This is a genomic window from Albidovulum litorale (assembly GCF_025751495.1).
GTDB lineage: Bacteria > Pseudomonadota > Alphaproteobacteria > Rhodobacterales > Rhodobacteraceae > Albidovulum > Albidovulum litorale.
Window position 1 is genome coordinate 922,935 of record NZ_JAOWKZ010000002.1, and the last position, 26,415, is coordinate 949,349.

Annotated in this window: 26 protein-coding genes and 2 tRNA genes; 10 read left to right on the forward strand and 18 right to left on the reverse strand. The window is 62.1% G+C overall.

The window, feature by feature from the left end; translation table 11 throughout:
- Window positions 1-3 precede the first annotated feature (3 nt).
- Window positions 4-1,257 carry a DNA polymerase IV gene (locus OEZ71_RS10390; RefSeq protein WP_263739875.1) on the forward strand — a complete coding sequence of 418 codons (1,254 nt, stop codon included), beginning with the start codon at window positions 4-6 and terminating at the stop codon, window positions 1,255-1,257.
- Here the strand turns inward: OEZ71_RS10390 and OEZ71_RS10395 are convergent, their stop codons facing one another.
- Window positions 1,258-2,127, reverse strand: a complete 870-nt coding sequence (locus tag OEZ71_RS10395; RefSeq protein ID WP_263739876.1) for an N-formylglutamate amidohydrolase — start codon at window positions 2,125-2,127, stop codon at window positions 1,258-1,260.
- A gap of 152 nt (window positions 2,128-2,279) precedes the next feature.
- Between OEZ71_RS10395 and OEZ71_RS10400 the strand changes: the two genes are divergently transcribed.
- A tRNA-Val gene (locus tag OEZ71_RS10400) sits at window positions 2,280-2,354 on the forward strand.
- 68 nt (window positions 2,355-2,422) lie between these two features.
- Window positions 2,423-2,548: a type B 50S ribosomal protein L36 gene (gene ykgO / locus OEZ71_RS10405; protein ID WP_263739877.1), complete on the forward strand. Its 126-nt coding sequence runs from the start codon at window positions 2,423-2,425 to the stop codon at window positions 2,546-2,548.
- Between the two features lie 80 nt (window positions 2,549-2,628).
- On the opposite strand, the gene OEZ71_RS10410 is transcribed toward ykgO, so the two are convergent.
- The 11 genes from OEZ71_RS10410 to OEZ71_RS10460 all read right to left on the reverse strand — a co-directional run bounded on the left by OEZ71_RS10410 (window position 2,629) and on the right by OEZ71_RS10460 (window position 12,548).
- On the reverse strand, window positions 2,629-3,117 hold the full coding sequence (locus OEZ71_RS10410) for a phosphoglycerate mutase family protein (RefSeq protein ID WP_263739878.1): 489 nt from the start codon (window positions 3,115-3,117) through the stop codon (window positions 2,629-2,631).
- Window positions 3,118-3,181: 64 nt separating this feature from the next.
- Window positions 3,182-4,840 (reverse strand): peptidoglycan-binding domain-containing protein, encoded by a 1,659-nt coding sequence (locus OEZ71_RS10415; RefSeq protein WP_263739879.1) that lies wholly within the window; start codon window positions 4,838-4,840, stop codon window positions 3,182-3,184.
- 100 nt (window positions 4,841-4,940) lie between these two features.
- Complete coding sequence (locus tag OEZ71_RS10420) at window positions 4,941-6,449, reverse strand: aldehyde dehydrogenase family protein (protein WP_263739880.1); 1,509 nt, start codon at window positions 6,447-6,449, stop codon at window positions 4,941-4,943.
- 7 nt (window positions 6,450-6,456) lie between these two features.
- The gene (locus OEZ71_RS10425; RefSeq protein WP_263739881.1) at window positions 6,457-6,804 is read right to left on the reverse strand and encodes a cupin domain-containing protein; all 348 of its coding nucleotides are present in this window, start codon (window positions 6,802-6,804) and stop codon (window positions 6,457-6,459) included.
- A gap of 7 nt (window positions 6,805-6,811) precedes the next feature.
- Window positions 6,812-7,153, reverse strand: a complete 342-nt coding sequence (locus tag OEZ71_RS10430) for a cupin domain-containing protein (protein ID WP_263739882.1) — start codon at window positions 7,151-7,153, stop codon at window positions 6,812-6,814.
- Entirely contained in the window at window positions 7,150-7,515 is a 366-nt protein-coding gene (locus tag OEZ71_RS10435) for a cupin domain-containing protein (RefSeq protein ID WP_263739883.1), read from the reverse strand. Before OEZ71_RS10435 ends, OEZ71_RS10430 begins: the two co-directional genes overlap by 4 nt.
- Window positions 7,512-8,789 carry a glycosyltransferase gene (locus OEZ71_RS10440; RefSeq protein WP_263739884.1) on the reverse strand — a complete coding sequence of 426 codons (1,278 nt, stop codon included), beginning with the start codon at window positions 8,787-8,789 and terminating at the stop codon, window positions 7,512-7,514. The genes OEZ71_RS10435 and OEZ71_RS10440 overlap by 4 nt, the downstream gene beginning before the upstream one ends.
- A gap of 15 nt (window positions 8,790-8,804) precedes the next feature.
- Complete coding sequence (locus OEZ71_RS10445; RefSeq protein ID WP_263739885.1) at window positions 8,805-9,788, reverse strand: ABC transporter ATP-binding protein; 984 nt, start codon at window positions 9,786-9,788, stop codon at window positions 8,805-8,807.
- Window positions 9,785-10,579: an ABC transporter permease gene (locus OEZ71_RS10450; protein WP_263739886.1), complete on the reverse strand. Its 795-nt coding sequence runs from the start codon at window positions 10,577-10,579 to the stop codon at window positions 9,785-9,787. Before OEZ71_RS10450 ends, OEZ71_RS10445 begins: the two co-directional genes overlap by 4 nt.
- Window positions 10,572-11,405: an ABC transporter permease gene (locus OEZ71_RS10455; RefSeq protein WP_263739887.1), complete on the reverse strand. Its 834-nt coding sequence runs from the start codon at window positions 11,403-11,405 to the stop codon at window positions 10,572-10,574. The genes OEZ71_RS10450 and OEZ71_RS10455 overlap by 8 nt, the downstream gene beginning before the upstream one ends.
- An 87-nt stretch (window positions 11,406-11,492) precedes the next feature.
- Window positions 11,493-12,548 (reverse strand): polyamine ABC transporter substrate-binding protein, encoded by a 1,056-nt coding sequence (locus tag OEZ71_RS10460; protein WP_263739888.1) that lies wholly within the window; start codon window positions 12,546-12,548, stop codon window positions 11,493-11,495.
- Between the two features lie 169 nt (window positions 12,549-12,717).
- Here OEZ71_RS10460 and OEZ71_RS10465 point away from each other — a divergent pair, with 169 nt between their 5' ends.
- Both OEZ71_RS10465 and OEZ71_RS10470 read left to right on the forward strand, forming a co-directional pair.
- Window positions 12,718-13,677, forward strand: a complete 960-nt coding sequence (locus OEZ71_RS10465) for a GntR family transcriptional regulator (RefSeq protein ID WP_263739889.1) — start codon at window positions 12,718-12,720, stop codon at window positions 13,675-13,677.
- A 4-nt stretch (window positions 13,678-13,681) separates the two neighbouring features.
- Entirely contained in the window at window positions 13,682-14,998 is a 1,317-nt protein-coding gene (locus OEZ71_RS10470; protein ID WP_263739890.1) for a glycosyltransferase, read from the forward strand.
- Between the two features lie 545 nt (window positions 14,999-15,543).
- Here the strand turns inward: OEZ71_RS10470 and OEZ71_RS10475 are convergent.
- Window positions 15,544-16,782: a Zn-dependent hydrolase gene (locus tag OEZ71_RS10475; RefSeq protein ID WP_263739891.1), complete on the reverse strand. Its 1,239-nt coding sequence runs from the start codon at window positions 16,780-16,782 to the stop codon at window positions 15,544-15,546.
- Window positions 16,775-17,467, reverse strand: a complete 693-nt coding sequence (locus tag OEZ71_RS10480; protein WP_263739892.1) for a DUF1028 domain-containing protein — start codon at window positions 17,465-17,467, stop codon at window positions 16,775-16,777. The genes OEZ71_RS10475 and OEZ71_RS10480 overlap by 8 nt, the downstream gene beginning before the upstream one ends.
- A 74-nt stretch (window positions 17,468-17,541) precedes the next feature.
- On the opposite strand from OEZ71_RS10480, the gene OEZ71_RS10485 reads away from it, so the two are divergent.
- The 5 genes from OEZ71_RS10485 to OEZ71_RS10505 are packed head-to-tail and all read left to right on the forward strand — an operon-like array spanning window position 17,542 to window position 23,675.
- Complete coding sequence (locus OEZ71_RS10485) at window positions 17,542-19,119, forward strand: ABC transporter substrate-binding protein (RefSeq protein WP_263739893.1); 1,578 nt, start codon at window positions 17,542-17,544, stop codon at window positions 19,117-19,119.
- Between the two features lie 57 nt (window positions 19,120-19,176).
- Complete coding sequence (locus OEZ71_RS10490) at window positions 19,177-20,124, forward strand: ABC transporter permease (RefSeq protein WP_263740002.1); 948 nt, start codon at window positions 19,177-19,179, stop codon at window positions 20,122-20,124.
- Complete coding sequence (locus OEZ71_RS10495; protein ID WP_263739894.1) at window positions 20,121-21,986, forward strand: dipeptide/oligopeptide/nickel ABC transporter permease/ATP-binding protein; 1,866 nt, start codon at window positions 20,121-20,123, stop codon at window positions 21,984-21,986. Before OEZ71_RS10490 ends, OEZ71_RS10495 begins: the two co-directional genes overlap by 4 nt.
- A complete protein-coding gene (locus OEZ71_RS10500) occupies window positions 21,983-22,942 on the forward strand; it encodes an ABC transporter ATP-binding protein (RefSeq protein WP_263739895.1) in 960 nt (319 codons plus the stop codon). The genes OEZ71_RS10495 and OEZ71_RS10500 overlap by 4 nt, the downstream gene beginning before the upstream one ends.
- On the forward strand, window positions 22,911-23,675 hold the full coding sequence (locus OEZ71_RS10505) for a FadR/GntR family transcriptional regulator (RefSeq protein ID WP_263739896.1): 765 nt from the start codon (window positions 22,911-22,913) through the stop codon (window positions 23,673-23,675). Before OEZ71_RS10500 ends, OEZ71_RS10505 begins: the two co-directional genes overlap by 32 nt.
- Window positions 23,676-23,955: 280 nt before the next feature.
- Here the strand turns inward: OEZ71_RS10505 and OEZ71_RS10510 are convergent, their stop codons facing one another.
- The 4 genes from OEZ71_RS10510 to OEZ71_RS10525 form a co-directional block, all read right to left on the reverse strand.
- On the reverse strand, window positions 23,956-24,192 hold the full coding sequence (locus OEZ71_RS10510) for a type II toxin-antitoxin system RelE/ParE family toxin (RefSeq protein ID WP_263739897.1): 237 nt from the start codon (window positions 24,190-24,192) through the stop codon (window positions 23,956-23,958).
- A gap of 48 nt (window positions 24,193-24,240) precedes the next feature.
- Window positions 24,241-24,642, reverse strand: a complete 402-nt coding sequence (locus OEZ71_RS10515; protein WP_263739898.1) for a helix-turn-helix domain-containing protein — start codon at window positions 24,640-24,642, stop codon at window positions 24,241-24,243.
- Window positions 24,643-24,808: 166 nt separating this feature from the next.
- A tRNA-Thr gene (locus tag OEZ71_RS10520) sits at window positions 24,809-24,884 on the reverse strand.
- Between the two features lie 43 nt (window positions 24,885-24,927).
- Window positions 24,928-26,415: a heme biosynthesis protein HemY gene (locus tag OEZ71_RS10525; RefSeq protein ID WP_263739899.1), complete on the reverse strand. Its 1,488-nt coding sequence runs from the start codon at window positions 26,413-26,415 to the stop codon at window positions 24,928-24,930.

Here is a 26,415-nt window from a genome sequence, read left to right on the forward strand (position 1 = left end):
ATCATGCAAGCCCTTTGCCGCGACTGCCTGCACATGTTCGAGACCGGCACGCGCTGCCCGGCCTGCCGGTCACCGCGCATCCTGTCGCATCCTGAACTTTTCTCGCTTTCCATCGCGCACATGGATTGCGACGCTTTTTATGCGTCGGTCGAGAAACGCGACAATCCCGAGATCCGCGCCAAGCCGGTCATCGTCGGCGGCGGCAAGCGGGGGGTCGTCTCCACCTGCTGCTACCTCGCCCGGATCAAGGGCGTGCGGTCGGCGATGCCGATGTTTCAAGCGCTGAAACTTTGCCCCGAGGCGGTCGTGGTCAAGCCGCGCGGCAGTCACTACGCCGCCGTGTCGCGCCAGATCCGCGCGCTGATGGACGAACTGACGCCGGTGATTGAGCCCCTGTCGCTGGATGAGGCGTTCCTCGATCTGACCGGCACCGAGCGGCTGCACAAGGCGCCCCCTGCGGTCCTCCTGTGCCGCCTTCTGAAACGGATGGAGTCGGAACTGGGGCTGACTGGATCGGTTGGCCTGTCCCATAACAAGTTCCTCGCCAAGATCGCCTCGGACCTCGACAAGCCGCGCGGTTTTTCGATCATCGGCAAAGGTGACACTGCGGCGTTCCTGAAGGGCAAGCCGGTGCGCATGATCTGGGGGGTTGGTGCTGCGACCCAGGAACATCTGAACGCGGCGGGTATCCGGACCTTCGACGATCTCGCCCGATGGGACCGCAAGGACCTGCACCACCGTTTTGGCCAGATCGGCGACCGGCTCTGGCATCTCGCGCGGGGCGAGGATTACCGGCGCGTCAATCCGCATGAGCCGATGAAGTCGATCTCGGCCGAAACCACGTTCGATGAGGATATCGCCGACCGTGATCTTCTCGATGGTCACATCTGGCGACTGGCCGAGAAGGTCGCCGACAGGACGAAGGCCAAAGGGCTGGCAGGGCGGACCGTGACGCTGAAGCTGAAGCGCGCCGATTTCACCACGATCACACGGCGCCATACCCTGCGCGAGCCGACCCAGATCGCCGACCGGCTCTACCGCGAGGCGGCCGACCTTCTGGCGCAGGTCAAGGGGCGGGATGCCTACCGGCTGATCGGTGTCGGCCTGTCGGATATCGTGTCTGCGGGTGAGGCGGATCTGACGCCCGACCTGCTCGACCCTCAGGCGGCGAAACGGGCGGGTGCGGAACGTGCCACCGATGCGATCCGGGCAAGGTTCGGCCCCGACGCGATCGTCAAGGGCCGGTCGCTCAGGTGATCATTCCGCCGCCAGCGGCATCGTGGACGATTTGCCGCGACCGATCTCGGCGATCTCAGCGAGTATCCCGGTCAGGATCCGCTTGAAGCCAAGAAAGTTGCCGTTCGGCCGGATTTCGCGCTCGTTCATGTAGAGGGACCGGTCCATCTCGATCTGAACTGCATGCATCCCGCGCGAGGGGCGGCCATAGGTCTGGGTAATGTATGCCCCGGCAAACGGCGCATTACGCTGGGTGCGGAAACCCGCCGATTCGAAAGCCGCCTCGATCCGGTCCACGATGTCAGGGGCCGCCGCCGAACCGAACCGGTCGCCAAGGACGATTTCGGGGCGCTTAATGCCGGACGAGGCGATGGAATCCATCGCTTCATGCGGCATTGAGTGCATGTCGATCAGAATTGACTGACCAAAGGTCGCACGGGCGTCGTCAAGCAGGCGGCGCAAGCAGTCGTGATAGGGATGCCAGACCTGTTCGATCCGCGTGGCGGCTTCGGACAGGGGCAGTTTGCCGCGATAAATGGCACGACCACCGGCAACAACGCGAGGAATGACTCCAAGACCCGAGGCGACGCGGGGATTATGAACCGCGATTCTCACACCTTCGATTAATGCCGGGTCCATCTCGTCCGCGGCGCGGTTCACATCGACATAGGCCCGCGGCGCACGCGCGGTAAGCAGCGGCGCCCCGAACGCCACCACGCCGTCGAGAAGCTGATCGATGAAAGCGTCCTCGGACGATCGGATGGAATGTTCGTCAAGTATCGACGTTTCGAGAAAACCTGCCGGATAGTCGCGGCCTGAATGCGGCGAGGCGAACACGACGCTGGTCAGGCGTCGTAGGGGCAGGGTCAAATCATGTGGCGAACCGGTCATGGCCGCTCCTTGCGAATAGGCCGACTATAGCGACAAACAACTGCACGCCGAAACCCCTTGAAAGCCGCACCGACTCCTTTTATAGACCCGGGACCGAAGCGGTTGCGACCGCGCACCCAATAGGGCCAGCGCGTCGGAATCGTTGACGGAACGGGCGGTTAGCTCAGCGGTAGAGCACTACGTTGACATCGTAGTGGCCACTGGTTCGATCCCAGTACCGCCCACCATCCGCCCCCGATTCGGGGGCATTTGAGTTTCAACAGGCGCGACGCGCGCCGCGAATAGGAGAAGACCGATGAAGGTCAAGAACTCGCTCCGCTCGCTGAAGTTGCGCCATCGCGACTGTCAGATCGTGCGCCGTAAGGGCCGCGTCTATGTGATCAACAAGACGCAGCGCCGTTTCAAGGCCCGTCAGGGCTGAGTGGCACAAGAGCTTTGTGAAAAGCCGCCGGTAGTCCGGCGGCTTTTTCCTTTGGTGGCCATGGGTCTCGGCCGCCCATGTCACGGCACACGCAGATGCGTCAATGCCGCTGTGTCGCCGCCCACAGGCCGGACGACGAAAAGGTTCGCAAAATCGTCCTTGGGGATCTCCGGAGGATCAGACACGCCGAGCATCGACAGGATCCCGGGGATCGTCTCGGTATGGGCGACGACCAGAACGATGTCGTCTTCGTGGTCAAAGCCAAGAATGTCGATTAGCCCTGCAGTATCCCTCCAGTCGTGTTCGGTCACGGGAACGGCCAGAATGTTGGCGATCAGGCCCCCGGTTTCGCGCGCGCGGCGCGTATCCGATGTGACAATCATACCGATCCCTGCAGACCCTAGCATTTCCGCCCAGGCCGCAGCTCGCAAACGACCGGCCTCGGTCAAGGCGGGGTCATCGCCGGAAAGCTCCTTTTCGGCGTGGCGGATGATGAATACGGTCTCCTGCGCGACCGCAGGAGCCGCGATGAGGTAGACAAGGCAGATGGTCCGAATGGTCTTGAGCATGGCGCACCCCTCTGCCAACAGCGTCCCATACGCTGCTGCCCCGAGCAAACGTTTTTGGCTTTAATCAGAGCGAGTCGACCAGAAGCCGGGCAACAGTCTGCTGGGTCAGATAGCCGGTGACTGGCAGGTTCCGGGCCTGCTGATACCGTCTGAGCGCGCGCCTTGTATCGTCGTCAAAGACACCGTCCGCCTTGCCGGGTTTCAGCCCAAGCGCGGCGAGCCGCTGCTCTACCATTGAGCGCATTACCCCGTTCAGCCCAAGCGCCTGTTCGGTCCTCGCAGCCTGCTCCTGCGCCGCCGTGTCTGCTGCCGTCGTGTCGGGTTCTGCCAGCATCAGCTTTGCCTCGTCGGCGAAGGCGCCCTGCGGATAATCTGCAAGGTACCGGCGGTAGCCTGCTGCCGTATTGGTCCGCACGGCAACATCCCATGCCGCGCGATCTGCGGCGGCGGCCTGTTCCCGCCGGGCATCGTCGAAGACCTTCAGTCGCTCCTGCGCCAGTTCAGCGAAAAGCCCGTCGGGGTAGCGCCTGAGATAGGCCCTGAGCCCCGCCTCGTCACCCGCCGCGCCGGTCTGGTCCCAGTAGAGCCGGTCGAGCCGTTCTTGTTCGGCCTGACGTGCGGTCGCCTCGGCTTCCAGTTCGGCCGCGCGCTTTTCGGCCTGCGCGGCAAGGGCCGCCATCTGCGGAGCGGTGATATAGCCGGTCGTTTCGTGTCCGTTCCGACGCTGCCATGTCCCGATCGCATTGCGCGAGCCGGGACCAAACAGTCCGTCTATGCCCTTCGGGTCGATATCCAGGATCGAAAGATCGCGCTGGATTTGACGGCGCTGATCTCGCGACAGACGAAGCGCCTCCTCGGCCGCGCGGGCCTGCGCCACCGGATCGTCGGCCTCGGTGATCGCCCGGCGCGCCGCATCGGCAAAGAGCCCGTCTGGATAGCGGCGCAGATAGGATTCGTAGGCCAGCTTCGTGTCGATCTCACGCGTTGTTTCCCACAATTCGCGTTCGATTTCCAAACCGGCTTCCGCCGCGGTGGAGGTCGTGGCAGGCGCGGGTGGCCCGGCGACTTCCGCCGCAGGCAGGAACGGTGCCGTGTCCCCAAGATAACCTTCGACCCGCAGGCCCTGTGCACGCTCGGCCAGCGCGGCCAGCGTAAGGCCGCGGATGGCAACGACGTCGCCTGCGAATTCGGCGATATCGTCAGCCTCGCCACTGATCAGCGTAACACCCTGCGGAATGTCGAGCGCACCAATTCCCGGCGACAGCCCGCGACCGGGGTCAATGCGGCGCTCCTCCGTTCCCAGCAACACCACCGCTTTTCCGGGACGTTCGGCCGCAATGGCAAGAATGGTCGACAGGGGCAAACCCGCGCCATCGGCCGAAGCCAGACCCGGCAGCCGTGCCTCGGTCCCAAGGAACCAGGTTTCACCGACTGCATGGACGAAGTGCCCTGCCAGCAGGATCACGGTGCGTCCCGGCGCTGTTGTATCGCCATAATGCTCGGACAGAAGCGCGCGCATCGCGGCTGTGTCGAGGTCGCTGCCCTTGCGCACGACCAGACCCGTTTCCTCGAGCGCTACGGCGGCATCCAGCGCATCATCGGCGGCGGATATGTTCGAGGCATTTCGGTAATTCTCGTTGCCGATCACGAGCGCGGCATCCTGGGCACAAAGGGGCGTAGCGATCAGAAGCGCAGCGCTGAAAACAAACGGCTTGAAACCCATAAGACATCTCCCGATTGGTCGCTGCTAGTGTAGCGTTTCGGGCCCAGTTATCCGATCACAGTTTTCGGCGGGTGCGAATTCTTCCACCGACAAGTCATCATCAACCCAAGGATCGGCCGCCGCCGTCCAGAAACCAATCATCGGGATAGGGATACCACCAGTCCTGAATAACCGGCTTGTGGTCGATGATGACCATCTTCGTGCGTCTGAAGGCGTCGAGCCCCTGTCGTCCGAGTTCGCGACCGAGGCCGGAGGCCTTCCAGCCGCCGAAGGGCAGGGCGTCGTTGTCGATGAGCGGGTTGTTGACCCAGACCATCCCGGCGTCCAGCCGTTCGGCGGAGTCCATTGCCTCATTTAAGTTGGTGGTGAAAACAGAGGCGCCCAGTCCGAAGGGGGAGGCATTGGCACGCGCGACGGCGTCGTTGAAGTCGCGGACGCGGACGACGGCGGCGACGGGGCCAAAACACTCGGATTGTAGAAGCGCCATATCCTCTTTGCAGCCGGTAAGTATGGTCGGTTCGTAGAACCAGCCCCGGTTCTGATCGGGCGGCACGCGTCCGCCGGTGACGACCTCCGCGCCTTTCGCGATTGCGTCTTCAACAAGCGCCGCCACCCGGTCGCGCGCGGCCTCGGAAACGAGCGGTCCGATCTCGGATTTCATCAGGCCATTGCCGACCCGCAATGTGCGCGTCTTTTCAGCAAAAGCCTCAACGAAAGCGTCATGAACGGCATCGACCACGTAAAGCCGCTCGGCCGAAGTGCAGACCTGTCCCGAAAGGTGGAATGCAGCCGTCACGGCGCCGGCCGCCGCAACATCCAGCGGCGCGCTTTCGCAGACGATCATCGGGTCGCTGCCACCCGCCTCGATCACCGCGGGCTTCATCGCAGCGGCCGCCGCCATCCCGACTGCCTTGCCCGCCGCGACTGAGCCGGTGAAGGCGACGGCATGTGTGCGGGACGAGGCGATGAGCTTCTCCGCCAGAGCAGCGCCGCCCGGCAGACAGGCAACAAGGCCTTCGGGCAGGTCCCGGAAGCACTTCATGAATTCAAGCGTTGAAAGCGTGGTCACAGGCGCCGGTTTGACGATGCAGCCGTTCCCGGCGGCGAGGGATGCCGCGACCGTCCAGCACATGAGAAGGACGGGGAAGTTGAAGGGCATGATGTGGACCGACACGCCAAGCGGTTCGTAACGCGCATACTGGAACGATCCGGCTTGCGTTGTGCCCGCGACCTTTCCGGCCTCGTCCCGCGCCATTTCCGCATAATAACGGAAGATCGGCGCGCAGTTCGCAATCTCGCCGATGGCCTCCGGATAGGGCTTGCCCATCTCGCGGCTCATCAGGATTGCGGCGGGGCGGTGGTCGGCCGTCTCGATCGTGTTGGCGAGTTGGTGCAGGACCCTCGCCCGGGTCTTCGCGTCGACCCGCTTCCATGCCGCCTGCGCCGCGCCGACGGCGTCGAGGGCCGAGGCCATCTCGTCGTCGCCCGCCTCCGCGATCCGGCCGACGACCTCCAGAGTCGCGGGGTCGATCACTTCGCGAGGGTCACCCGCCATGGGGCGGAAACCGGGCGTGACGAAGAAGGCGGGGCGGGTGGGATCGAACGGCATCGGAACCTCAGCGGATCATGTAGACCTTCTTGATGGTCTCGTGGACGGTACAGGTGCCTTTCCAGTCCTGCGGGAAGAAGGCGGCGGTATCGGGCGTGATCTCGATCACCTCGCCGCTTTCATGAACATAGGTGCTGCGGCCTTCGAGGAAGTGGCAGAACTCGTCCTTCGTGACGTGGCAGAACCACTTGCCGGGCGTGCAGATCCAGAGGCCGCATTCGCTCGACCCGTCGGGATTGCGCGAGATGAGCCGGCCCGAGATCCGCGATTCCCCCTCGATCATCGTCGGGATGACGCCCCAGTCGACGAGGTCGGTCTGGTCCAGCGGTTTGCGCATCAAAGGTGTGGTGGTCATGGTGCTCCTAGCGGCTCATGAAAGCCTTGGTGGCGGTTTCGGTGACGATGCATAGGCCGGTCCAGCCGGCGGGGAAGAAGACCATTGCACCGGGGGCGATGGGGATTTCCTGCCCGTCGTCGGCGACATACATGCCCCGCCCCGAGACGAAGTAGCAGAACTCGTCCGAGGGGATGGTGACGCGCCGCTTGCCGGGCGTGCAAGACCAGAGGCCGCATTCGCTGGACCTGTCCGGGTTGGCATGCATCACCTTGCCCGAAAGGTGCGGCGCGCCTTCAATCACGTTCTTGCTCGGCCCCCAGTCGTCGAGCGTGACTTCGGCCGCGTCGGGCCAGTTGGGCGTTGTCATTCGTTGGCCTCGCGATCCGAAAGGTAATAAGTGTTGCGCATGGTTTCGTGCACCTCGCACTCCCCCGTCCAGCCGGAGGGGAACATCACGGCGGTGCCCGGCGTGACCTCGATCACCTCGCCCGTATCGGAGCGGTAGGTGGCCCGACCGGCGACGAAATTGCAGAACTCGTCCCGCGGTATGGAGAGCCGCCAGTGGCCCGGGGTGCAGACCCAGATGCCGATTTCGGGGCGGTTCCCCGGCCCCTTGTGGACGAGCTTGCCCGAGGATCGCGAGGTGCCTGAAATGGCGTCAGGCTGGGCGCCCCAGTCGACCAGATCGGCCCTTGTCGAGGCGTCGTGAAGATGCGGCGCCGAACTCACTTCGCGAGCCCTTCCAGAAGCTTCGCAGCCTTGGCCGGACCGCTCTGCGCCTGCATATGCTTGGATGTTGCGGAAAGCTTCGCCGCCATCGCCTTGTCGGTCAGGCAGGTCTCGATCTTCGCCAGAAGCTCCGCGTCCGTCCAGTCGTAGCGCGGCATCTTGAAGCCGTGACCTGTCTCCTGAACCCTTGTCGCGTTGTCGTGGCCGTCCCAGACATAGGGCATGATGATCGCGGGCTTGCCGAAGTAGAGGCATTCGGTGAACGAGTTGTTGCCGCCGTGATGGATCACCGCATCGACTTGCGGAATGACCGAGGGCTGCGGAAACCAGCCGGCCACCTGCACGTTGCCGGGCAGGTCGGAATATTCGGCGGCATAGTCGCCGATGTTCACGAGGGCCCGGTACGGCGACTTCGCCAGCGCCGCGATGATCCGCTTCAGAAGGTCGGTGTCGCCCGCACCGAGCGAGCCGAAGGAAACGTAGAGAAGCGGGCCGTCGTTGTTCTTGGCAAATGTCGGAACCTCATAGGGTTCCTCTTTCCGGACGCAGCCTTCGAGATACTGGAACCGCCCTGGGTCCAGCGGCACGTCGCGGTGGAACTTTACCGGCTCGGGGTAGAGGAGGAGGTTCATATAGGGCGAGGCTTCGAAGAACTGGCCGATCGGATAGGCATCCTCGCCGCATTCGGCGAGGAATGCGTTGAAATCGTCGTGGATCGGCTTGATCACGCTGTTGAATTTGTTTCGGAACGCCTTGTGGCAGGCCGTGTCATTCTCGCCGCAGCCCGAGAGGTGCGGCGGGATCCCTTCCTCCTCGATCTCGTTTTCGGAACAGGAAATGACGCGGACCCATGGCACGCCGTACTGCTTGATCGCCGGGAAGAGGATGACATTGTCAACGGCAATGACGTCGGGCTTCACCTTGGCCAGCACGCCCGGCAGGTCTTTCTGCGCCCATTTTGCGCTGTCGACGATCGCCTCCCAGCAATCCTTCACATAGTTGTCGATCTGGTCGATCGGCGCCTTGCGGAAATTCGGGATGTGGCCGTTGATGAAGTCCTCCCAGAACTTCGCCATCTGCTCGGGCGGCATCGGTTCGGACAAGGCCACGGGATGCGCTTCGAACCCGTAACCCTGATAGACTTCGACAAAACCCGGATCGGAGAGGAACACGGCCTTGTGGCCGAGCGCTTCGACCGCTTGCGCGATACCAACGGAGTTCAGCGCCGGGCCAAAGGCGGCTTCGGGGAAGAAGGCGAAGGTTTTCTGGGCCATGGTTGTCTCCCTGTTCTAATCGTTGAATTGACGTGTATCGGCGTCGTTCCAGCCGAGCGTGACGGTATCGCCCTCGGCCACCGGCCTCCGGTCGGCGGCATTGGCCGTGAGGCGGACGAGAAGCGGTTTCGGCGACAAAGGGGTTGCGACGTGAAGCTGCAGGTCGAGCCCGTGATAGGCCCGCGCCGCAACGCGCCCCTCGACCGTGCGGTCGGCGCTGTCGGGGAAAAGGTGGATGCGTTCGGGGCGGATGGCGAGCGTGCGGCCGCCCTCTTCAATGAAATTCATCACGCCGATAAAATCAGCGGCGAAGCGGTTCGCGGGATGTTCGTACACCTCATGCGGGGTGCCGCATTGCAACAGCCGCCCGTCCTTCAGGATTGCCACGCGGTCGGCCATGACCAAAGCCTCCTCCTGATCATGGGTGACGACGATGAAGGTGATGCCAACCTCATGCTGCAGCCGCTTGAGTTCGAGCTGCATCGCCGCCCGCAGCTTCTTGTCGAGCGCGCCCAAGGGTTCGTCGAGGAGCACGAGCCGCGGCCGTTTCACCAGCGCGCGGGCGAGCGCGACACGCTGCCGCTGGCCGCCCGACAGCTGGTCGGGTTTGCGTTTCGCCATCGGCGAAAGCTCGGTGATCTCCATGATCTCGCCAACGCGCGACGCGATGTCGGACCGGGGTAGACGTTCCATTTCCAGCCCGTAGGCGATGTTCCCCTCCACCGTCATATGCGGGAAGAGCGCGTAGCTTTGGAACATCAGGTTGACCGGCCGACGGTTGGGCGGTACGCGCGAAATGTCCCTACCGTCCAGCAGGATCGCGCCCGCGTCCGGCGTCTCGAACCCCGCCAGCATCCGCAGCAGCGTGGTCTTGCCCGACCCGGACGCGCCGAGAAGCGCGAAGAACTCATTCTCCATGATGTCGAGCGACAATCCGTCGACGGCCGTCACCGCACCGAACCGCTTCGTCACACCGTTGATCGAAAGAAGCGCGGTCATGGTGCGATCACCCCCCTGTTCAGCCGCTGCGACAGAGTCAGTGCGGTGACCGAGACAATCATCACCAAGGTTGCCAACGCATTGATTTCGGGCGTCACGCCGAAGCGGATCATGGCGAAGATCTGCATCGGCAGGGTGGTGGAGGCGCGACCGGCACCGGCGGTAAAGAAGGCGATGATGAATTCGTCGACCGACAGCGTGAACGCGAGAAGCGCGCCGGCGATCACGGCGGGCAGGATCAGGGGCAGCGTCACCCGGCGGAACGTCGTGAAGCCCGATGCGCCGAGGTCCGCCGAGGCCTCCGTCACCGACCAGTCGAAGCTCTTGAGCCGCGCCCGAACTACCGCCGAGACGAAGGCCAGGTTGAAGACGACATGGGAAAGGATGATCGTGTGCAGCCCCATCGGCACTTTCAGGAGCGAGAAGAAGCTCAGAAGCGCGATGGCGAGCACGATGTCGGGAATGATCATCGGCGCGAAGACCAGCGCCTCCAAGGCGCGGCCCTTTCGCCGCCGGGTTTCGATCCCAAGCGCGAGCAGCGTGCCGAGAACCGCCGCGATGGCTGTCGAGATCATCGCGACTATCAGCGTGTTGAGAGCGGCCGAGAGGATGTCGCGGTTCGCCATCAATGCGCCGTACCACTTGACCGAAAATCCGGTCCAGGCGGTGGGCAGGCCACCCTCATTGAAGCTGAGCGCGACAAGGGTCGCGATAGGGATGTAGAGAAAGGCGAAGACCGCGACGAGAACGACGGCAAGGCTTCGGCGGGTTGCGGGCGAACGGTCAGCCATCGGTGCCCTCCCGCCTTTCGCCCGCGCCCTTCTCGGCGGCGATGGCCTGAAGCGTCAGAAGCCCCATCATGATCGCGATCAGCACCATCGAGATCGCCGCCCCGAAGGGCCAGTCGTTCGCGGTCAGGAACTGAGCGTAGATCAGGTTGCCCATCATCTGGAACCGCCCGCCGCCAAGAAGCGCGGGGGTGATGAAGTTGCCGATGGACAGGACGAAGACGAAGACCACGCCTGCTGCGATCCCCGGAACGGTCATCGGAAGGATCACGCGGCGGAACGTGGTAAAGGCCGAGGCGCCGAGATCGCGCGACGCCTCGGCAAGTTCCGGGTTCAGCCGGGCAAGCGGCGCGTAGCAGGCGAGGATCACGAAGGGCAGGTAGTTGTAAACAAGGCCGGTGATCACCGCGCCTTCGGTGTAGAGCATGGAGGGCGGCTCGCCCTCATATCCCAGCATCCGCAAGCCTTGTGTGATCAGCCCCTCGCGGTTCAGAAGCACGATCCAGGCATAGGTGCGGATCAGGTAGTTCGACCAGAAGGGCAGCACAGCGAGGAAGAGCAAGAGAGGTTGGCGGTGACGCGGCGCGGCGGCGATCGCGTAGGCGGCGCCGTAGCCGATGACGACAGCGATCAGCGTGGCAAGCCCCGCGATCCGCGCTGAGGTCAGGAAGATTCCGGCATAGAGCGGATCGACGATCAGCGCGAAGTTTTCCAGCGTGAAGGTGTAGTCGATCCCGCCATAAAGCCCGCGCCGGAAGAAGCCGAGCGCAAGGATCAACCCGCAGGGAACGACCATGAGCGCGGTCAGCCACATCAAGGCTGGCGCCATCAGAAGGGTCGAGCGGGTATTCGGGCTTTGCACGCGAGGGGTCTTTTTTGGGAAAGGGGGCGGGGCCGGGTGGCCCCGCCCCTCAGGTCACTGCGCGGCCTTGATCGCGCTGACGGCCTTGGCATAGGCGCGGCTCGCCTCGCCCACGTCGCGGAGCTGCTCCAGCGCGACGAGATCAGCTGGCGCCATGCCCATATTGGGGAAAGCCCCCGCCATGTCAGGCGACAGGCTCTCCATCGCCGGCTTGTTTGGCACCTTGTAGAGGATGTTCTCCGCCGCCCAGGCGTGGTTCTTGGCGTCGAGAATGTAGTTGATGAACTTGAACGCCCCATCTTTGTTTTCGGACGCCTTCATCACCACCATCGTGTCGACCCAGAGGTCGGAGCCCTCTGACGGGATCATGAACTTGATGTCCGGGTTCTCGGCGATGCCGTAGTTGCACCAACCATCCCAGGCATGGACCAGCGTCGCCTCGCCCGAGACGAGCTTCGAATAGAAGGTCGTGTCGTCGAAGGCGAGCATCGTCTTCTTTGCCTCGATCAGGTCGGCCTCGACCTCATCGAGTTTGGCCTGATCGGTTTCGTTCACCGAATAGCCCTTGGCGAGGAACCCGGCGGCCAGAAGCCAGCGGTCGGTGCCAAGCAGCGTGACCTTGCCCGCCTGCGCCTCGGCCGGATGGAGCAGGTCGTTCCAGGACGTCGGCTCCGGCGATACAAGATCGGAACGGTAGCACAGCCCCGTCGTGCCCCAGGCATAGGGCACCGAGAAGCTGTTGCCCGGATCGTGCGGCAAGGCGGCCGCCTCGGGATAGAGGTTTGCAAGGTTCGGCACCTTGCCCGCGTCGATCGGCTCCAGAAGGTCAAGGTTGTGCAGCACTTCCGCGAAAGGCGAAGACACAAACACTACGTCATAACCCGCGCCGCCTGAGGCGATCAGTTTACCCATGATCTCTTCGTTGGTGGCGTGGACGACCATCTCGGCGGCCTCGCCGGTTTCGCTGGAGAAAGCCGTAACCGCGTCGGGCGCCATGTAGCCATCCCAGTTCGAGATCACGAGTTCGGCCGAAGCCGGGCCGGCGGCGGAAAGACCAGCGGCGGCCACACCGGCCAGCAATAGCCGGAAATGAGGGGTCTGTTGTGTCATTTCAGGTCCTCTTCTGTTGGATGCCGACCGAGATCAGTCGGTATTATTTTTCGATTTTGAACCAATTCAGGACGACTCTTGGCTGATCGCCTTGACCCGATAGTATTATTGAGCGAAAAAATACGTCAATACCCAAGGCGGCGCTGATGCTGCCCGTCGGGAAGAAAGAATGATGCAGAGCAACGGCGGAAAAACCGCTTCACCACGACCGCGCCAGAACCACCTTGATCTCGCGCGTCGGATTCTCGATGTCGCACGCGAACGGGGCTTGGGACCGGGCGCGCATCTTCCCGAACAGTATCTCGCCACGCAGTGCAACGTCTCGCGGACACCTGTCCGTGCCGCCTTGAAACTCCTGACAGAACAGGGGCTTGTCGAACATGAGGCAGATCAGGGCTACAGGCTGGCAAAGGGGGTGTCGCTGACCGGCGCCTTCGCTGAGCCACTGCCCGACCCCAAAGAAGCAGAGCTTGCCGCACGTATCATCCGCGACCGCGCCGCGCGTCGACTGGACGAAACCGTGACGGTGGGCGAGGTGATGCGCCGCTATGACTCGGACCGCCGCACGGTCCTAAAGGCGTTTGGCACCCTTGCCGAGGACGGCCTTGTTTCGCGCGCACCGGGCCAGTCCTGGGTTTTCGCAAACCTTCCTGACAGCTTGGAATCGCAGTCCGACAGTCTCGATTTCCGGCTGATTCTCGAACCCGCCGCCTTGACGACGCCAGGCTTCTCGCTCGATCACGACCGCGCCGCCGCGTTGCGCCGTGCGATGGTGGCGCTTCTGGCAGAGCCGGACGACCGTCTGGATGGCAACCGCTTCCGCCAGCTTGACCTGGAGTTCCACATGCTGATTGCGCGCGGGGCCTCAAACCGCTTCGTCAGCGACGCTTTGGCGGCCCATCATCGACTGCGCGGTTTGCCGGGCGCGGCAGTGCGCAGTAATGTCGTACGGCTCAGGCAGGCGATGCTGGAACACCTTCATATTCTCGATCATCTGGAAAGCGATCAGGTCGCAGTCGCCGCCGATCTGCTGCGCGTGCACCTGCGCCTGTCGCGCAACCAGCGGCCGAGAGCCGCAAACCGCGGCGTGCCGCCGCTTGCCATCCGCGCCAAGCCGCGCGAGGGGTGATGGAATGAGCATCGGTCCCACAATCGCGCTTTTCCCCGAAGCAAGTTTCGGCGCCGCGCTGAACTGCGTCGGCATCGCACGGGCGCTGAAGGCGCGCGGCGCTCGACCGGTCTTTATCTGCCACGCGGGATTTTCGGGCGTCTTCGCTGAATACGGCTTTCAGGAATACCATCTGCCGCTGGCCGACGCCCCGGTGCCGGAAACCTATTGGCAAGATTTCATCAGTCGCCACCAGCCGCATTTCAATCTCGACCCGGCGGACCAGATCGAGACCTATGTCGCGCCCACTTGGGATGCGATCGTGGAAACCGCAGAACAGGCCGAGGCGCCGCTGTTCGCCCTCCTGCAACGGCTCAGACCCGATGCGGTGGTTCTTGATAATGTCGTGATGTTTCCGGCCATCGTGCGCGCGGGATGTCCGTGGGTGCGGGTGATCTCCTGCGCTGAAACAGAGCTGCCCGACCCGAATGTACCGCCCTACTTATCCGGTCTCCCGGCGGATGACCGGTTGCACTGGCAAACCTTCGTCGAGCGTTACAATTCAGCGGTCGGGCCCGTTCATCACCGTTATAACAAGTTCCGCTCCCGCCATGGTTTGCCGCCGCTCGACCAAGGTCAGTTCCTCGAGCCCTCGCCATGGCACAATCTGCTGCTTGCCCCTTCAGTCCTGCGCTATGACCGACAGCACCAGCTCGACCCGGCGCGCTTTACATTCCTCGAAGGCTGCGTGCGACAGGAAGCGCCTTACCAGGTGCCGGAATTCGCTGCGGGTGAGGGGCCGTTGATCTATGTATCCTTCGGCAGCCTCGGGGCGCTGGACACCGAACTCATCAAGCGGCTGATCGTCGTCTTTGCCGAGTTCCCTGCCCGTTTCCTCGTCAATGTCGGGGCATTCCGGGACGCCTACCGGGCCGTACCCGACAACGTCATTCTCGATCAATGGTTCCCGCAACCGAGCGTCGTGGCCGAGGCGGATCTCTTCATCCACCACGGCGGCAACAACAGCTTTTGCGAAGCGCTCTATTACGGCGTCCCGTCGCTCATCATGCCCTATTGCTGGGACGGCCACGACAATGCACGCCGTGCAGTGGAAACCGGGACCGGCAGGCGGCTCCATCGCGCGCACTGGACGGCGGATGAATTGACAGCAGCGATGCAGTCAGCGCTTGAGGATAGGGAGATGTGCGGCAGGCTAAAAGATAACGAGAGTCGCATGGTTCCGGAAAACGGAGTGGATCTGGCGGCGGAGCGCATTGTCGAGGCTGCGCGTCAAGGTGCTGTGAAGTCTGCGCCGTTGATCAGACTTCCAGGGGCGGATTGACTAATAGGACGTGCGACAGTTCCGCGGTCGCTTTCGGCGTTGCGAGAACTGCGAGATACGCAACCGTTCGGTTCGACCGCGTATGACTCCATGGCTTCGGCACTGAGCTGCAATCAAACGGGCGGCTGTCTGTCAATGGGTCGGAATGTGAAAGCTATAACACCTGGGTGTGAGAAAGCTGGATATCCAGCTCTGTGGGCCCAAGTTCCACCACCTATGGCCGAAGTTTTCCGGAGAGAATTGGTGCGCTTAAGGGACTTTGATTGCAACGCTATGGTATTGATTTAGTGTACGTAAAAAATGCGGTCAGATAAAAAGACCCCCAATAATGCCCCCAATCGTTGCGTTGGCGCGAAATTCTCCCACTATCCGATCTGGTTTAAGATCCGGCGTATCTAGGCTCCGCGTAGACCTTTGCACTGACGCTTCCGGCCCATTTCGAACCTTCGCCGTGGGGGTCGCTATGCTGCGCTTGCAACCTGAAGTCTGACATTCGCTTCAATGCAAATGCTTGTCTCAACAGCGATAAGCAGCGTGGGCTGGTGTTAGTTTTCTTGGCAATTATAGTGATCCAATTCCGTCAGGAACGATGTCAAAGCAAGGATTCCCGCGCCCATGTCATCTTTGGTGGCGAATTCTTCAGGCGTGTGGCTTACACCGTCTCGGCACCTGACAAAAAGCATTGTAATGAGGCACAGATCCGCCATGGCCGATGCGTCATGTGTAGCGCCCGACGGCAGGACAAGGCCGGACGCGCCGAATTTCTTTGCAGCGGCAGCCAGTTGGGCGGACAATGAGTTGTCGCAAGGCTGCGCTATCTGGGAATAGGTCTTCTTGGCTTTGATCGCAGTTCTTCGGTCTGTGGACAGTTTCTGCATGAAGTTGTGAAGTGCTTCGCCCGCGGCGTAGCGGGACGCGTCGTCCGGCGAACGAAACTCGGCTGTCATGGTCACTCGGCGCGGCACCGCATTGACGACATTCGGTTCAACGGTCAGAGCGCCGACGGTTGCGCGGAGGTCGGGGGTGGTTTGTCCCAGCCGGTCAACCTCGGTAACGATGGCGGCTGCGGTGACAAGCGCGTCACGCCGTCCGGACATGGGCAGCGTGCCCGCATGGCCGGTTTCGCCTGTTATCTCAATTTGATGCCGTTCAATGCCGCAAATCGCCGTGACGACGCCAAGGGGCTGGTCGTCGCGCTCAAGAACGGGTCCCTGTTCGATGTGAGTTTCGACGAAACCCAACACGTCATCGGGATTGCGTACGAGCGTTCCCACTACTTCGGGGTTCAGCCCGAAGCCTGTCATCGCCTCCTGAAGCGTTACCCCCTGCGAATCCGTCATGGTCAGCACAGCGGCATCGAACGTCCCCGCCAGGGCGCGCGAGCCGATCAGGGCCGTTGGAAACCGCACGCCTTCTTCGTCGGCGAAGGCCAGGATCTCGACCGTGAATGGCAGGTTGATCCCGTCTGACCGAAGCTTTGCCAAGGCCAGAAGCGGCAGCACGACGCCCATGATCCCGTCGTAGGCGCCGCCCTCGCGTACTGAGTCCTGATGTGATCCCATCAGCAGCGTTTTCGATCCGGGTGGACCTTCGAGTCGGCCAATCAGCGTTCCGGCATGGTCAAGCGCAACGGTCAAACCCACCGCCTCCATATGCATCTGAAGGAGATCAATCGCCGCCCGGTGTTCTGGCGTGAAGGGAAGACGCGTCACACCCGGACCCGGCTCAGAGCAGGTTGCGAGTTCGTTCAGAAGGCTTTCGGCGCGTGCCCCCCAATCAGTCAAGGATGCGCTCCTTGTCGGATGTGACGGGAACTTGCTGTGCCCAATCGTAATAGTCGCCGGACGTAGCCTTTTGGCAGAGCTGCTCCAGCGCACCAATCGGGTCCGTGGCATGGTAGTCGATCCTCAAGGTCAACGGAGGACGATCAGGATGGAGGACGAGTATCGCAGCCGAGAGAAGACCCCGAAAATCGCCGCCCGCGTCATGGGCGGCCTTCAAGGCATTGATCAATCGGCGCTCGAATGCATCGCCAGAACTGGTGAACGCGGTTTCCATCGCGCTCAGTACACTGTCACTTCCCAACATGTTTCCTGATACAATTCCGCCCGGAAATGTCAGGCTGCCTTTCACATCCTCATTCTTGTCCCCGGTATAGGCGGCGACGTTGCCGCTTAGGTCCATCGCCGAAAGTTGCCGATACGCCCGCCCTCTGTCGCGGGACGTCACGTCGTTAACCGCCTGTTCGGGCGCGGAGCCGTTGCGCATCTGCTGCAAGACTTCCTCCCCCCAGAATGTCGAGGGCGCGGCGCCCTGGCTGGCGGACATGCCTGCGGCGAGTTCTCCGCGCAAAACCCATCCACCAACACAAAGACTGCCTGTTGCAGCGGCCCCTCCGATGGAACCTGTCTTTTGGTCGCGCGCTAGAATCGAGAACGTCATATCGCACCTTAAACTGGAGTCATCCATTTATCATGATAAATTGACGATTGCAAATTATCATGATAAATATGCGACCAGAACACCAACAGGGAGAATAAGAAATGCCACTGCTTTCCTGGACCCGAAGGGGCCTCGTCGCGGCCGTTGGGGCCGCTTTCTTGATCGGCGGTCTGGGTGGGCCGGTCGTTGCACAAACCCCGCCCGGCGTCTTGATCGTCGGCCAGATTGCAGAACCGAAATCGCTCGACCCCGCGGCCGTGACGGCCGTCAACGATTTCCGCATTCTCGTAAATGTTTACGAGGGGTTAACCCGCTACAAGTCGGGCACACTGGAGGTGGAGCCGGCGCTGGCGACCAGTTGGGACATCAGCGAGGACGGCACCCAATACACCTTTACCCTGCGTGATGGCGTGACGTTCCACGACGGGACGCCCTTCAACGCCGAGGCAGTCAAGTTCAACTTTGACCGGATGCTGGACGAGAATCACCCCTATCACGACACGGGGCCTTTCCCGCTGTCGTTCTTCTTTGGTGCGGTTCAGTCGACCGAGGTCGTTGATGACATGACAGTGAAGTTCACGCTGAACGCGCCCTACGCACCCTTCCTGTCGAACCTTGCCTATCCCACCGGTCTGATCGTGTCGCCTGCCGCCGTCGAGGCGCACGGCAAGGAGTTCGGCCGCAACCCGTCCGGCACCGGTCCTTTCAAGTTCGCCGAGTGGCGCTCGAACGAGGCCGTAGTCGTTGAACGGAATGACGGCTATTGGGGAGAAGCCGCTGGTACGCAAGCCGTCGTCTTCCGCCCGATCACCGACGCCAACACCCGTGTGGCCGAAATGCTGGCGGGCGGTATCGACATGATGGTTGAAGTGCCACCGACATCGCTGGGCCAGTTTTCGGGCGGTGGCTTCAGCGTTGCGGAACAGGCCGGGCCGCACGTATGGTTCCTGATCCTGAACGCCAAGGAAGGCCCGTTTGCCGACAAGCGCGTACGTCAGGCCGCAAACTATGCGATCAACAAGGAAGCGATCGTGAACGACGTGCTGGAAGGCACGGCAAGCGTGGCGGCTGGTCCGACTCCTCCCGCCTTTGCCTGGGCCTATAACGAAGCGCTCGATCCCTATCCCTACGATCCCGAAAAGGCCAAGGCGCTGATCGCTGAAGCCGGGGCTGATGGGGCAACGCTGACCTTCTATGTCACCGAGGGCGGTTCCGGTATGCTTGATCCGGTGCCGATGGGCACTGCGATCCAGGCGGACCTTCAGGCCGTTGGCTTTGACGTGAAAATCGAAACCTACGAGTGGAACACCTTCCTGGGCGAAGTGAACCCGGGGCTGGAGGGCAAGGCGGACATGGCTGAAATGGCCTGGATGACCAATGACCCCGACACGCTGCCCTATCTGGCGCTGCGGTCCGAGGCCTGGCCTGACAAGGGGGGCTTCAACTCGGGCTACTACGCCAACCCGAAGGTCGATGAACTTCTGGACGCCGCCCGTACGGCGACGGATCAGGATGAACGCGCACGGCTTTACCGCGAGATGCAGGAGATTGTGCAGGAAGATGCGCCCTGGGTCTTTGTCGCCAACTGGAAGCAGAACGCGGTAACCAATGACCGGGTGGAGAACTTCGGGCTTGAGCCGTCGTTCCTGCTGCACCTGCAAGGCGTGGTAAAGAACTGAAGCTAAACGCTCCGGGGCCGTCCTGTCGGCCCCGGAGAAACCATGCGCGGGGCAATGATGGGCGGCTACATCCTGAAACGTCTGATCTCTGCGGTCCCGGTCCTTCTGGGCATCACGATCATCGTCTTTCTGATCATGTCGCTCATTCCGGGCGATCCGGCCACCGCAATTCTCGGCTCATACGCCACCCCTGAAAATGTCGAAAAGCTGAACCGTGACCTTGGCCTCGATAAGCCGATGGTCCAGCGCTATTTCATCTGGCTCGGCAACATGCTGACCGGCGATTTCGGGCGCTCCTTTTCGCTCAACCGCCCCGTTCTGGACGAGATCGTCGAGCGTTTCTCTGCAACCCTTATTCTGGCCGGCACGGCGTTTGTGTTGTGTTCGGTTCTTGGCGTGCTGGCGGGTGTGGTATCGGCCGCGCGCCAGTATGGCCTTGCAGACAAGGCAATCACATTCATCGTACTGATCGGCATCTCGGTGCCGTCCTTTTTCCTTGGCATGATGATGATCCTGCTCTTCGCGGTGAACCTGCGCTGGCTGCCCGTATCGGGGATGTACGCGATCTATGGCGGCGGGGACCTGCCCGATCTTCTCAACCACCTGATCATGCCTGCGCTCGCGTTGGCGGCGGTGGCGACGGGCGTCATTGCGCGGCTTGCACGTTCGGCGATGCTGGAGGTCCTGCGGCAGGACTATATCCGCACGGCGCGCGCCAAGGGTGTGCCGGAACGCCGCGTGATCATGGGTCACGCGCTGCGTGCGGCCATGGTGTCGATCATCCCGGTTCTCGGCATTCAGGCCGGGTTCGTCCTGTCGGGGGCGGTCTACATTGAAATCGTGTTTCAATGGCCCGGTGTGGGGCGGATGCTGGTCGAAGCAATCCTGAAGCGCGATCTCTTGCTGGTTCAGGGCGGCGTTGTCTTCGTTGCGGCCTGTTATGTCATGTTCAATATCGCGGTGGACGTGGCGCAAAGCCTGCTTGATCCAAGGATCAAGACATGAGCACGTTTCTGAAACTCCTGTTCCGCAATCGTCTGGCCGCCATGGGCGCGGTGGTGCTGGGGGCGATCCTGCTTCTGGTGCTCGTCACGCCGATCCTGCCCTTGCACGACCCCGACATCACCGCCACCGCCGACCGGTTCAAGCGACCGTTCACCGAAGGCCACCTTCTGGGCACAGATCATCTTGGCCGCGATCTGCTCAGCCGTTTGCTGCATGGGACGAGGCTTTCTCTTGCTATCGGTGTCGCCGCTGCGTTGATTGCCGCCACCATCGGCTCGGCCATCGGCATTGTTGCGGGGTATTTCGGCGGACGCACCGACAATATCATCATGCGCGGCGTGGATATGCTGATGGCCTTTCCCTACATCCTGCTGGCACTGGCCATCGTTGCCGCCCTCGGCCCCGGGCTGATGAACGCCTTGATTGCCGTGGCCGCCGTCAACGTGCCCTTCTTTGCCCGCAACATTCGCGGCATCACCGTCGGTCTTGCGGGACATGAATTCATCGACGCGGCGCGGCTGGCGGGTATGGGGCACACGCGGATCATCCTGACCGAACTCCTGCCCAATGTTCTGCCCGTCATTGTGATCGCCATGTCGACGACGGTGGGCTGGATGATTCTGGAAACCGCCGGTCTCAGCTTCCTTGGCCTTGGCTCACAACCCCCCCAAGCCGATCTCGGCTCAATGCTGGGTGAGGCACGTTCAGCGATGATCTCGCATCCACACACCTCCATCGTGCCGGGGGTGATGATTTTCCTCATCGTCATGTCCATCAACCTGCTGGGCGACGGCGTGCGCGATGCGCTCGATCCCCGGTTGCGTTCGGGCGCCTTGTCGCGGCCGCGGGCAACCACGCTTGTGGAGCGTCAGGGCGACATCCCCGCCGCAACCGACGATCTTCTGGCCATTCAAGAGCTAGAAACCCAGTTCCACGTGGGTAACCGCATCTACCGCGCTGTGGGGGGCGTCTCACTGGCAGTGAAGTCCGGAGAATGTCTGGGCGTGATCGGCGAAAGCGGCTCAGGCAAATCCGTCACTGCACTTTCGGTCATGGGGCTTGTCGCCTCGCCACCCGGAGTGATCACCGGCGGCGCGGTGCGGTTCCAGGGCGAGGACCTGATCGGCGCGCCCTACGAAACCCTGCGCCGGAAGCGCGGTGACCGGGTGGCCTATATCTTCCAGGACCCGCTTTCTACCCTGCATCCCCTCTATCGCATCGGGCAGCAACTCGCCGAGGCAATCCAGTCGCACCACAAGATCGGCTCTGCCGAGGCCCGGTCCCGCGCCATTAGGCTGCTGAAAGATGTGCGCATCCCCAATGCGGAGGCTCGGGTGGACAACTTTCCCCACGAAATGTCGGGCGGCATGCGACAGCGAGTCGGCATCGCCATGGCGCTGGCGAATGAACCCGATGTGATCATTGCCGACGAACCTACCACCGCGCTGGATGTCACCGTGCAGGCCCAGATCCTCTCGCTCCTCGACGACCTGCGCCGTGACCGGGGGCTGGCGATCATTTTCATCACTCATGACTTCGGCGTCGTGGCGCAGCTTTGCGACCGGGTGGCGGTGATGTATGCGGGCCGGATCGTCGAGGAAGGTCCCACCAAGGCCGTACTCGACGCACCCGCGCATCCCTACACCAAACGCCTGATCGCCTGCGTGCCGGAGTTGGGAGGCGGACGGCGCGAACTGGCAGCCATCCCCGGCCTGCCACCGGTTGTCGATGACCTGCCGCCGGGATGTGCCTTCGCTCCACGTTGCGACAAGGCACAGGACAATTGCAGGGCAGCAGAAGTCGTGCTGCTGGGGAATGAACCGCGCGCCGTCCGGTGCCTCTATCCGGAGGAGGCCATTTGATGCCCGCGCTAAAGGTCACCAACCTCGCCAAAACTTTCCCTATGAAACCACGGTTCTTCGGCCCTACCCCACCCGGTGTGCGTGCCGTGCGGCCGATGAGTTTCGAAGTGGCGGCGGGCGAAACGCTGGGCGTCGTCGGCGAATCCGGCTGCGGAAAGTCCACGCTGGCGCGGATGCTGGTCGGGCTGTTGGAGCCGTCGGAAGGAGCAATCCAGATCGAAGGCCGCGCGCTCGATAACGCCAATCCGGCGGAGTTCGGCAAGCTGATCCAATATGTCTTTCAGGACCCGCAAAGCTCGCTCAACCCGCGCAAGACCATTCGCCAGGTGATGGAAGCGCCGCTGAAACGCCTTCATGGCATGGCGCAGGCAGAGCGCGACCGGCGTATCAGCGAAATCTTCGCCAGCGTGAACCTGCGCGAGGAGTTTCTCGACCGCTATCCGCATGAATTCTCCGGGGGACAAGCGCAGCGGATCGGTATCGCCCGCGCACTGGCCGCCAACCCCAGGATCATCATTCTGGACGAACCGGTTTCCGCACTTGACGTTTCGGTGCAGGCGCAGGTTCTCAACCTGTTGGCCGTTCTGAAATCGCAATTCGGGCTGACCTATCTCTTCATCACCCATGACCTCGCGGTGGTCGAAGCGGTCAGCGACCGGATCATCGTGCTCTACTTTGGTGCCGTGGTCGAGATCGGCAAAGCAGAGAGCATCTTTGCAAACCCCCGACACCCTTATACAAAACTTCTGGCTGACAGCGCGCCGGTCGTGGGCAAGCCCCTCAAGGCACCTGAACAGAAAGGAACGGAACTGCCCGATCCGCTTAACCCTCCACCGGGCTGCGCCTTTGCTGGCCGCTGCGCGCGCGCCTCAGACCAGTGCCGTACAATCGAGCCAGACCTCAAGCCAATGGGAGACGACCAGTTTGCCGCCTGCCACCACCCGCTCCAAGACTGAACCCAAGCTCAGCCGCCCGGTTCAGGTCGCCGAAGCGATTAAGAACTGGGTCGTCGAACAGGGTTTGCAGGCCGGGGACCGTTTGCCCGGGGAAGCCGAACTGATTGAGCGCTTTGGCATGGCCAAGGGCACCATCCGCGAGGCCATGCGTGTGCTCGAAGCGCAGGGGCTGATCAAGACCCGCACCGGCCCAGGCGGCGGCAGCTTTGTGCACGAAGTCAGCCGACAGCGCGCCAAGGCCTTGCTGGGCAACTACTTCTATTTCAAGAATTTGACCATCGGAGACATCTACCAGCTGCGCCTGACGCTGGAGCCTGAACTGGCTGCGACGCTGGCGGGAAAATTGTCCGAAGAAGTTCTGGAACAGCTTGAGGCGAACATTGCCGCGTATTCCGAACCCGCTAAGACCCTGAATGAAGAACGCGAACAGCACGTTGCCTCACTGCGGTTCCACGCAATCTTGGCCGCACAGGCGAAGAACCCTCTGCTTGGATTTGTGATTGATTTCATGGTGAACCTGCTGACCGATCTGACGGTCTATCGACGCCTTTATTCTCCCCCAAATGTCGAGCTTTGGAAGCAAGGCCGCGATCACCAACGCCAGCTCATTACCGCTCTTCGCGACGGCGAAGCGGAAACTGCACGCTCGATCATGTTCGATCACATGGAAACGGCTTGGAAACTGATGCGCCGACAAGAGGTCGAAATGGAGAGTCGATTCATTTCAGAATGAGACCCATTTTCGACCTCGGAGCAAACGCGGCATTTAGTGATGAAATGCGCTGTCAACGTTGGGTTGTCATTGTGGGAGGCCATAGCGGATCGGAGGATCCGACATGGAACTAACCCCAAATCTTTCAGGTATCCGCGCCCTACGCCCAGCATGGAACAAGGGCCGCGTTCGGCCCTTTGCCGACATCCAGCGGCTTGCAGCGATGCTGCGGTCGCAGCCCGCGTTGCTGCCGTTCTGGTTCGACGCAGAAAGTCGGAGTCAGATTGTTCGGAGATGGATCTCAGAGGCGCCGCTCGACATCCATGCTCTGATGAAGGATCCGCACGACGACAAGATTGGCTTCGGTCCTGCGGAAGAAGATGACATGGCGCCCGGATAGGCATTTCTGCATTCCCTCCGCAATCGACACGGGCCTCCCCGTCCGGTCGCCGCGCGCGAGTTGGTCGACCGCGTTGATCAGGTCGGTGGTGTAGGCGCGTTTGATGCGTTCGTTTTCTTCATTCACCTTACGGGGCATGATATCTCCTTTCGAAGTGACAGCTTGAACAGAGGTTCGAGGTATCCATTAGGCTGCCTCGTCCTTGTTGCCGCTGACCTCGAAGAACCTTTCCAGCTCGCCGATCTGCGCCGCTCCGACGACGCGCGAAGCGGACCCCTCGCAGATCGCGCAGAAGCCGGTGATGCGGACCGGTTTGCCCGGAAGCTGTTCCAACTGCACCATATTCTCGAAGAACTTGCGCGGTGCCTTGCAGGACAGGCAGTAGACTTCATCAGGGTGCAAAGGACGCTTCTTCGCCTGCCTACGCTCGGTCAGAAATTCTTTGGCTTCGCTACCCATGATCAAGGTCGGTCGCTGCGTGTTGAGCGCTGGCAGGCCCTGCCTGATCCAACCGCGCACCGCACCGGTCACACCCAGCGTGCGGGCAAGCTCCGGGACGGTGTAGGTCTGAGCCGACCGCATGGGCATGGTTGGGGGCATTCCATTTCAGGCTCATCTCGATGCCCCCAGAAAACGCCCCCAAAGTGGGGGCATTTCACCAGACTTCTATGGACTTCATGGGGCAGCGTGATCATCTGAGATCCTAAAATACACGGCATTTCAGGATGTCATCGGACTTGTCTGTATGGGAAAGTGGTGCCGCTGAAGGGACTCGAACCCCCGACCCCATCATTACGAATGACGTGCTCTACCAGCTGAGCTACAGCGGCCTGGTGGCGGGCTGATAGCATCATCGCGCCCGGGTGTGTAGCCCTAATTTCGGGCTTTTTGACCGACCTCTTCGTCGAGGATCAGGATGTCGTCTTCGGGTTTGGCGTCGGGTGTTTCTGACGAATCCCCGGCTAAATCCGCTTCCGGTTCAGACGGTTTTCCGACGATGAGGGGCAACATGTCCGCTCCGTTCGGCATCGGTGCAGACGATTGTGTGGATTCGCGCCAACTCAGCGTGTCGAATCCACCGCAATTCTCGCAGGTCGGAGACCAGTCAGCCTGAACGCCGTGGCACTTGTCACAGACCCATTGAGGCCCCCGACTTGCCGTCAACGCACGGGTCAGCCAGCCCCTCACCAGCGCGTCATCCTCACCCTCGCCCCGCGCGATGGCCGCCATGATGGTCAGGCTGCGGGAGGTCGGGTGGGTTTCGGCGAGATCGCCAAGCGCGCGGCGCGCGGCGGGGAAGTCTTCTGCCGCGATATTCAACTCAGCCCGCATGAGACGGGATTCCTCATGATCCGGGGTCGTGGAGAGGAGTGTCTCGAACCGCTTCAGGCGCTGGGCCGGGGTTTCATCCGGCGCTATCTCGGCGAAAGCGGCGGCCAGATCGGGATGCGGTTGTGCCGCCCACGCCTTTTTCAGAACCCTGACCGCGTTCTTGGGTTTGCCGCTCTGTATGTAGCTCCGCGCGGCGAGGACCGCAGCCGGGATCAGGTCGGGCGAGAGGCGGTTCGCCTCGATCGCCGCCTCGCGGGCTTCGATCGTCGCCTCGTCAGAGAAGACTTCCCGCGCCTCCTGCAGTGCCAGAACCGCGTCGCGGCGGCGATGCACATCGCGCGGCAAAAGACCCTGTTTCAGCTTGGTCCCGATCACCTGCCGGGCGCCCTTCCAGTCACCGGCAGACGCCTGAAGCTGCAACAGCGTGTCCTGAACGCCCTCATGCTTGGGCTTCAGGGAAAACGCCTTTTGCGCAAGTTTCAGCGCGGTGTCGGTATCGCCTTCGGACAGTTTCTGCATCATCAGGCCCCGCACGCCAACGAAACGGGTGCGGTCATCGGCCAGAAGGCGTTTGTAGACCTCGCCAGCCTTTCGGCTGTCGCCCGCAAGTTCGGCCGCCTGCGCCATGATCAGATTGGTCAGCTCCGGCCGTTGCAGGTATTTCTCGGCCTTCGTCGCCTGCGAGATGGCAACGCGACCCTCACCCGAAGCCAGCGCCATCAGCCCGTCAGCCAGCGCCTGAAAGCCCTTTCGTTCGCGGTTGCGGTCGAGGTAACGGCTGACCGCTGTTTCATCGCCGTTCAGAAAGCGCAGAACGGCGACGAGGAAGCCAAGAACTTTCAGAAGCAGCCACATCGAGACGAGCAGCAGCAGAAATGCGATGATCGCCTGAACCGGCCCGAGCGTGAATTCCATATTGCCAACCGACATGCGGATCCCGCTGCCGGTTTCGGTCAGGTGCCCGACCGCAAGCGTCAGTGCCGCAACCGCGGCGACGAAAAGTACGATCTTGATGAAGGACCAGATCAT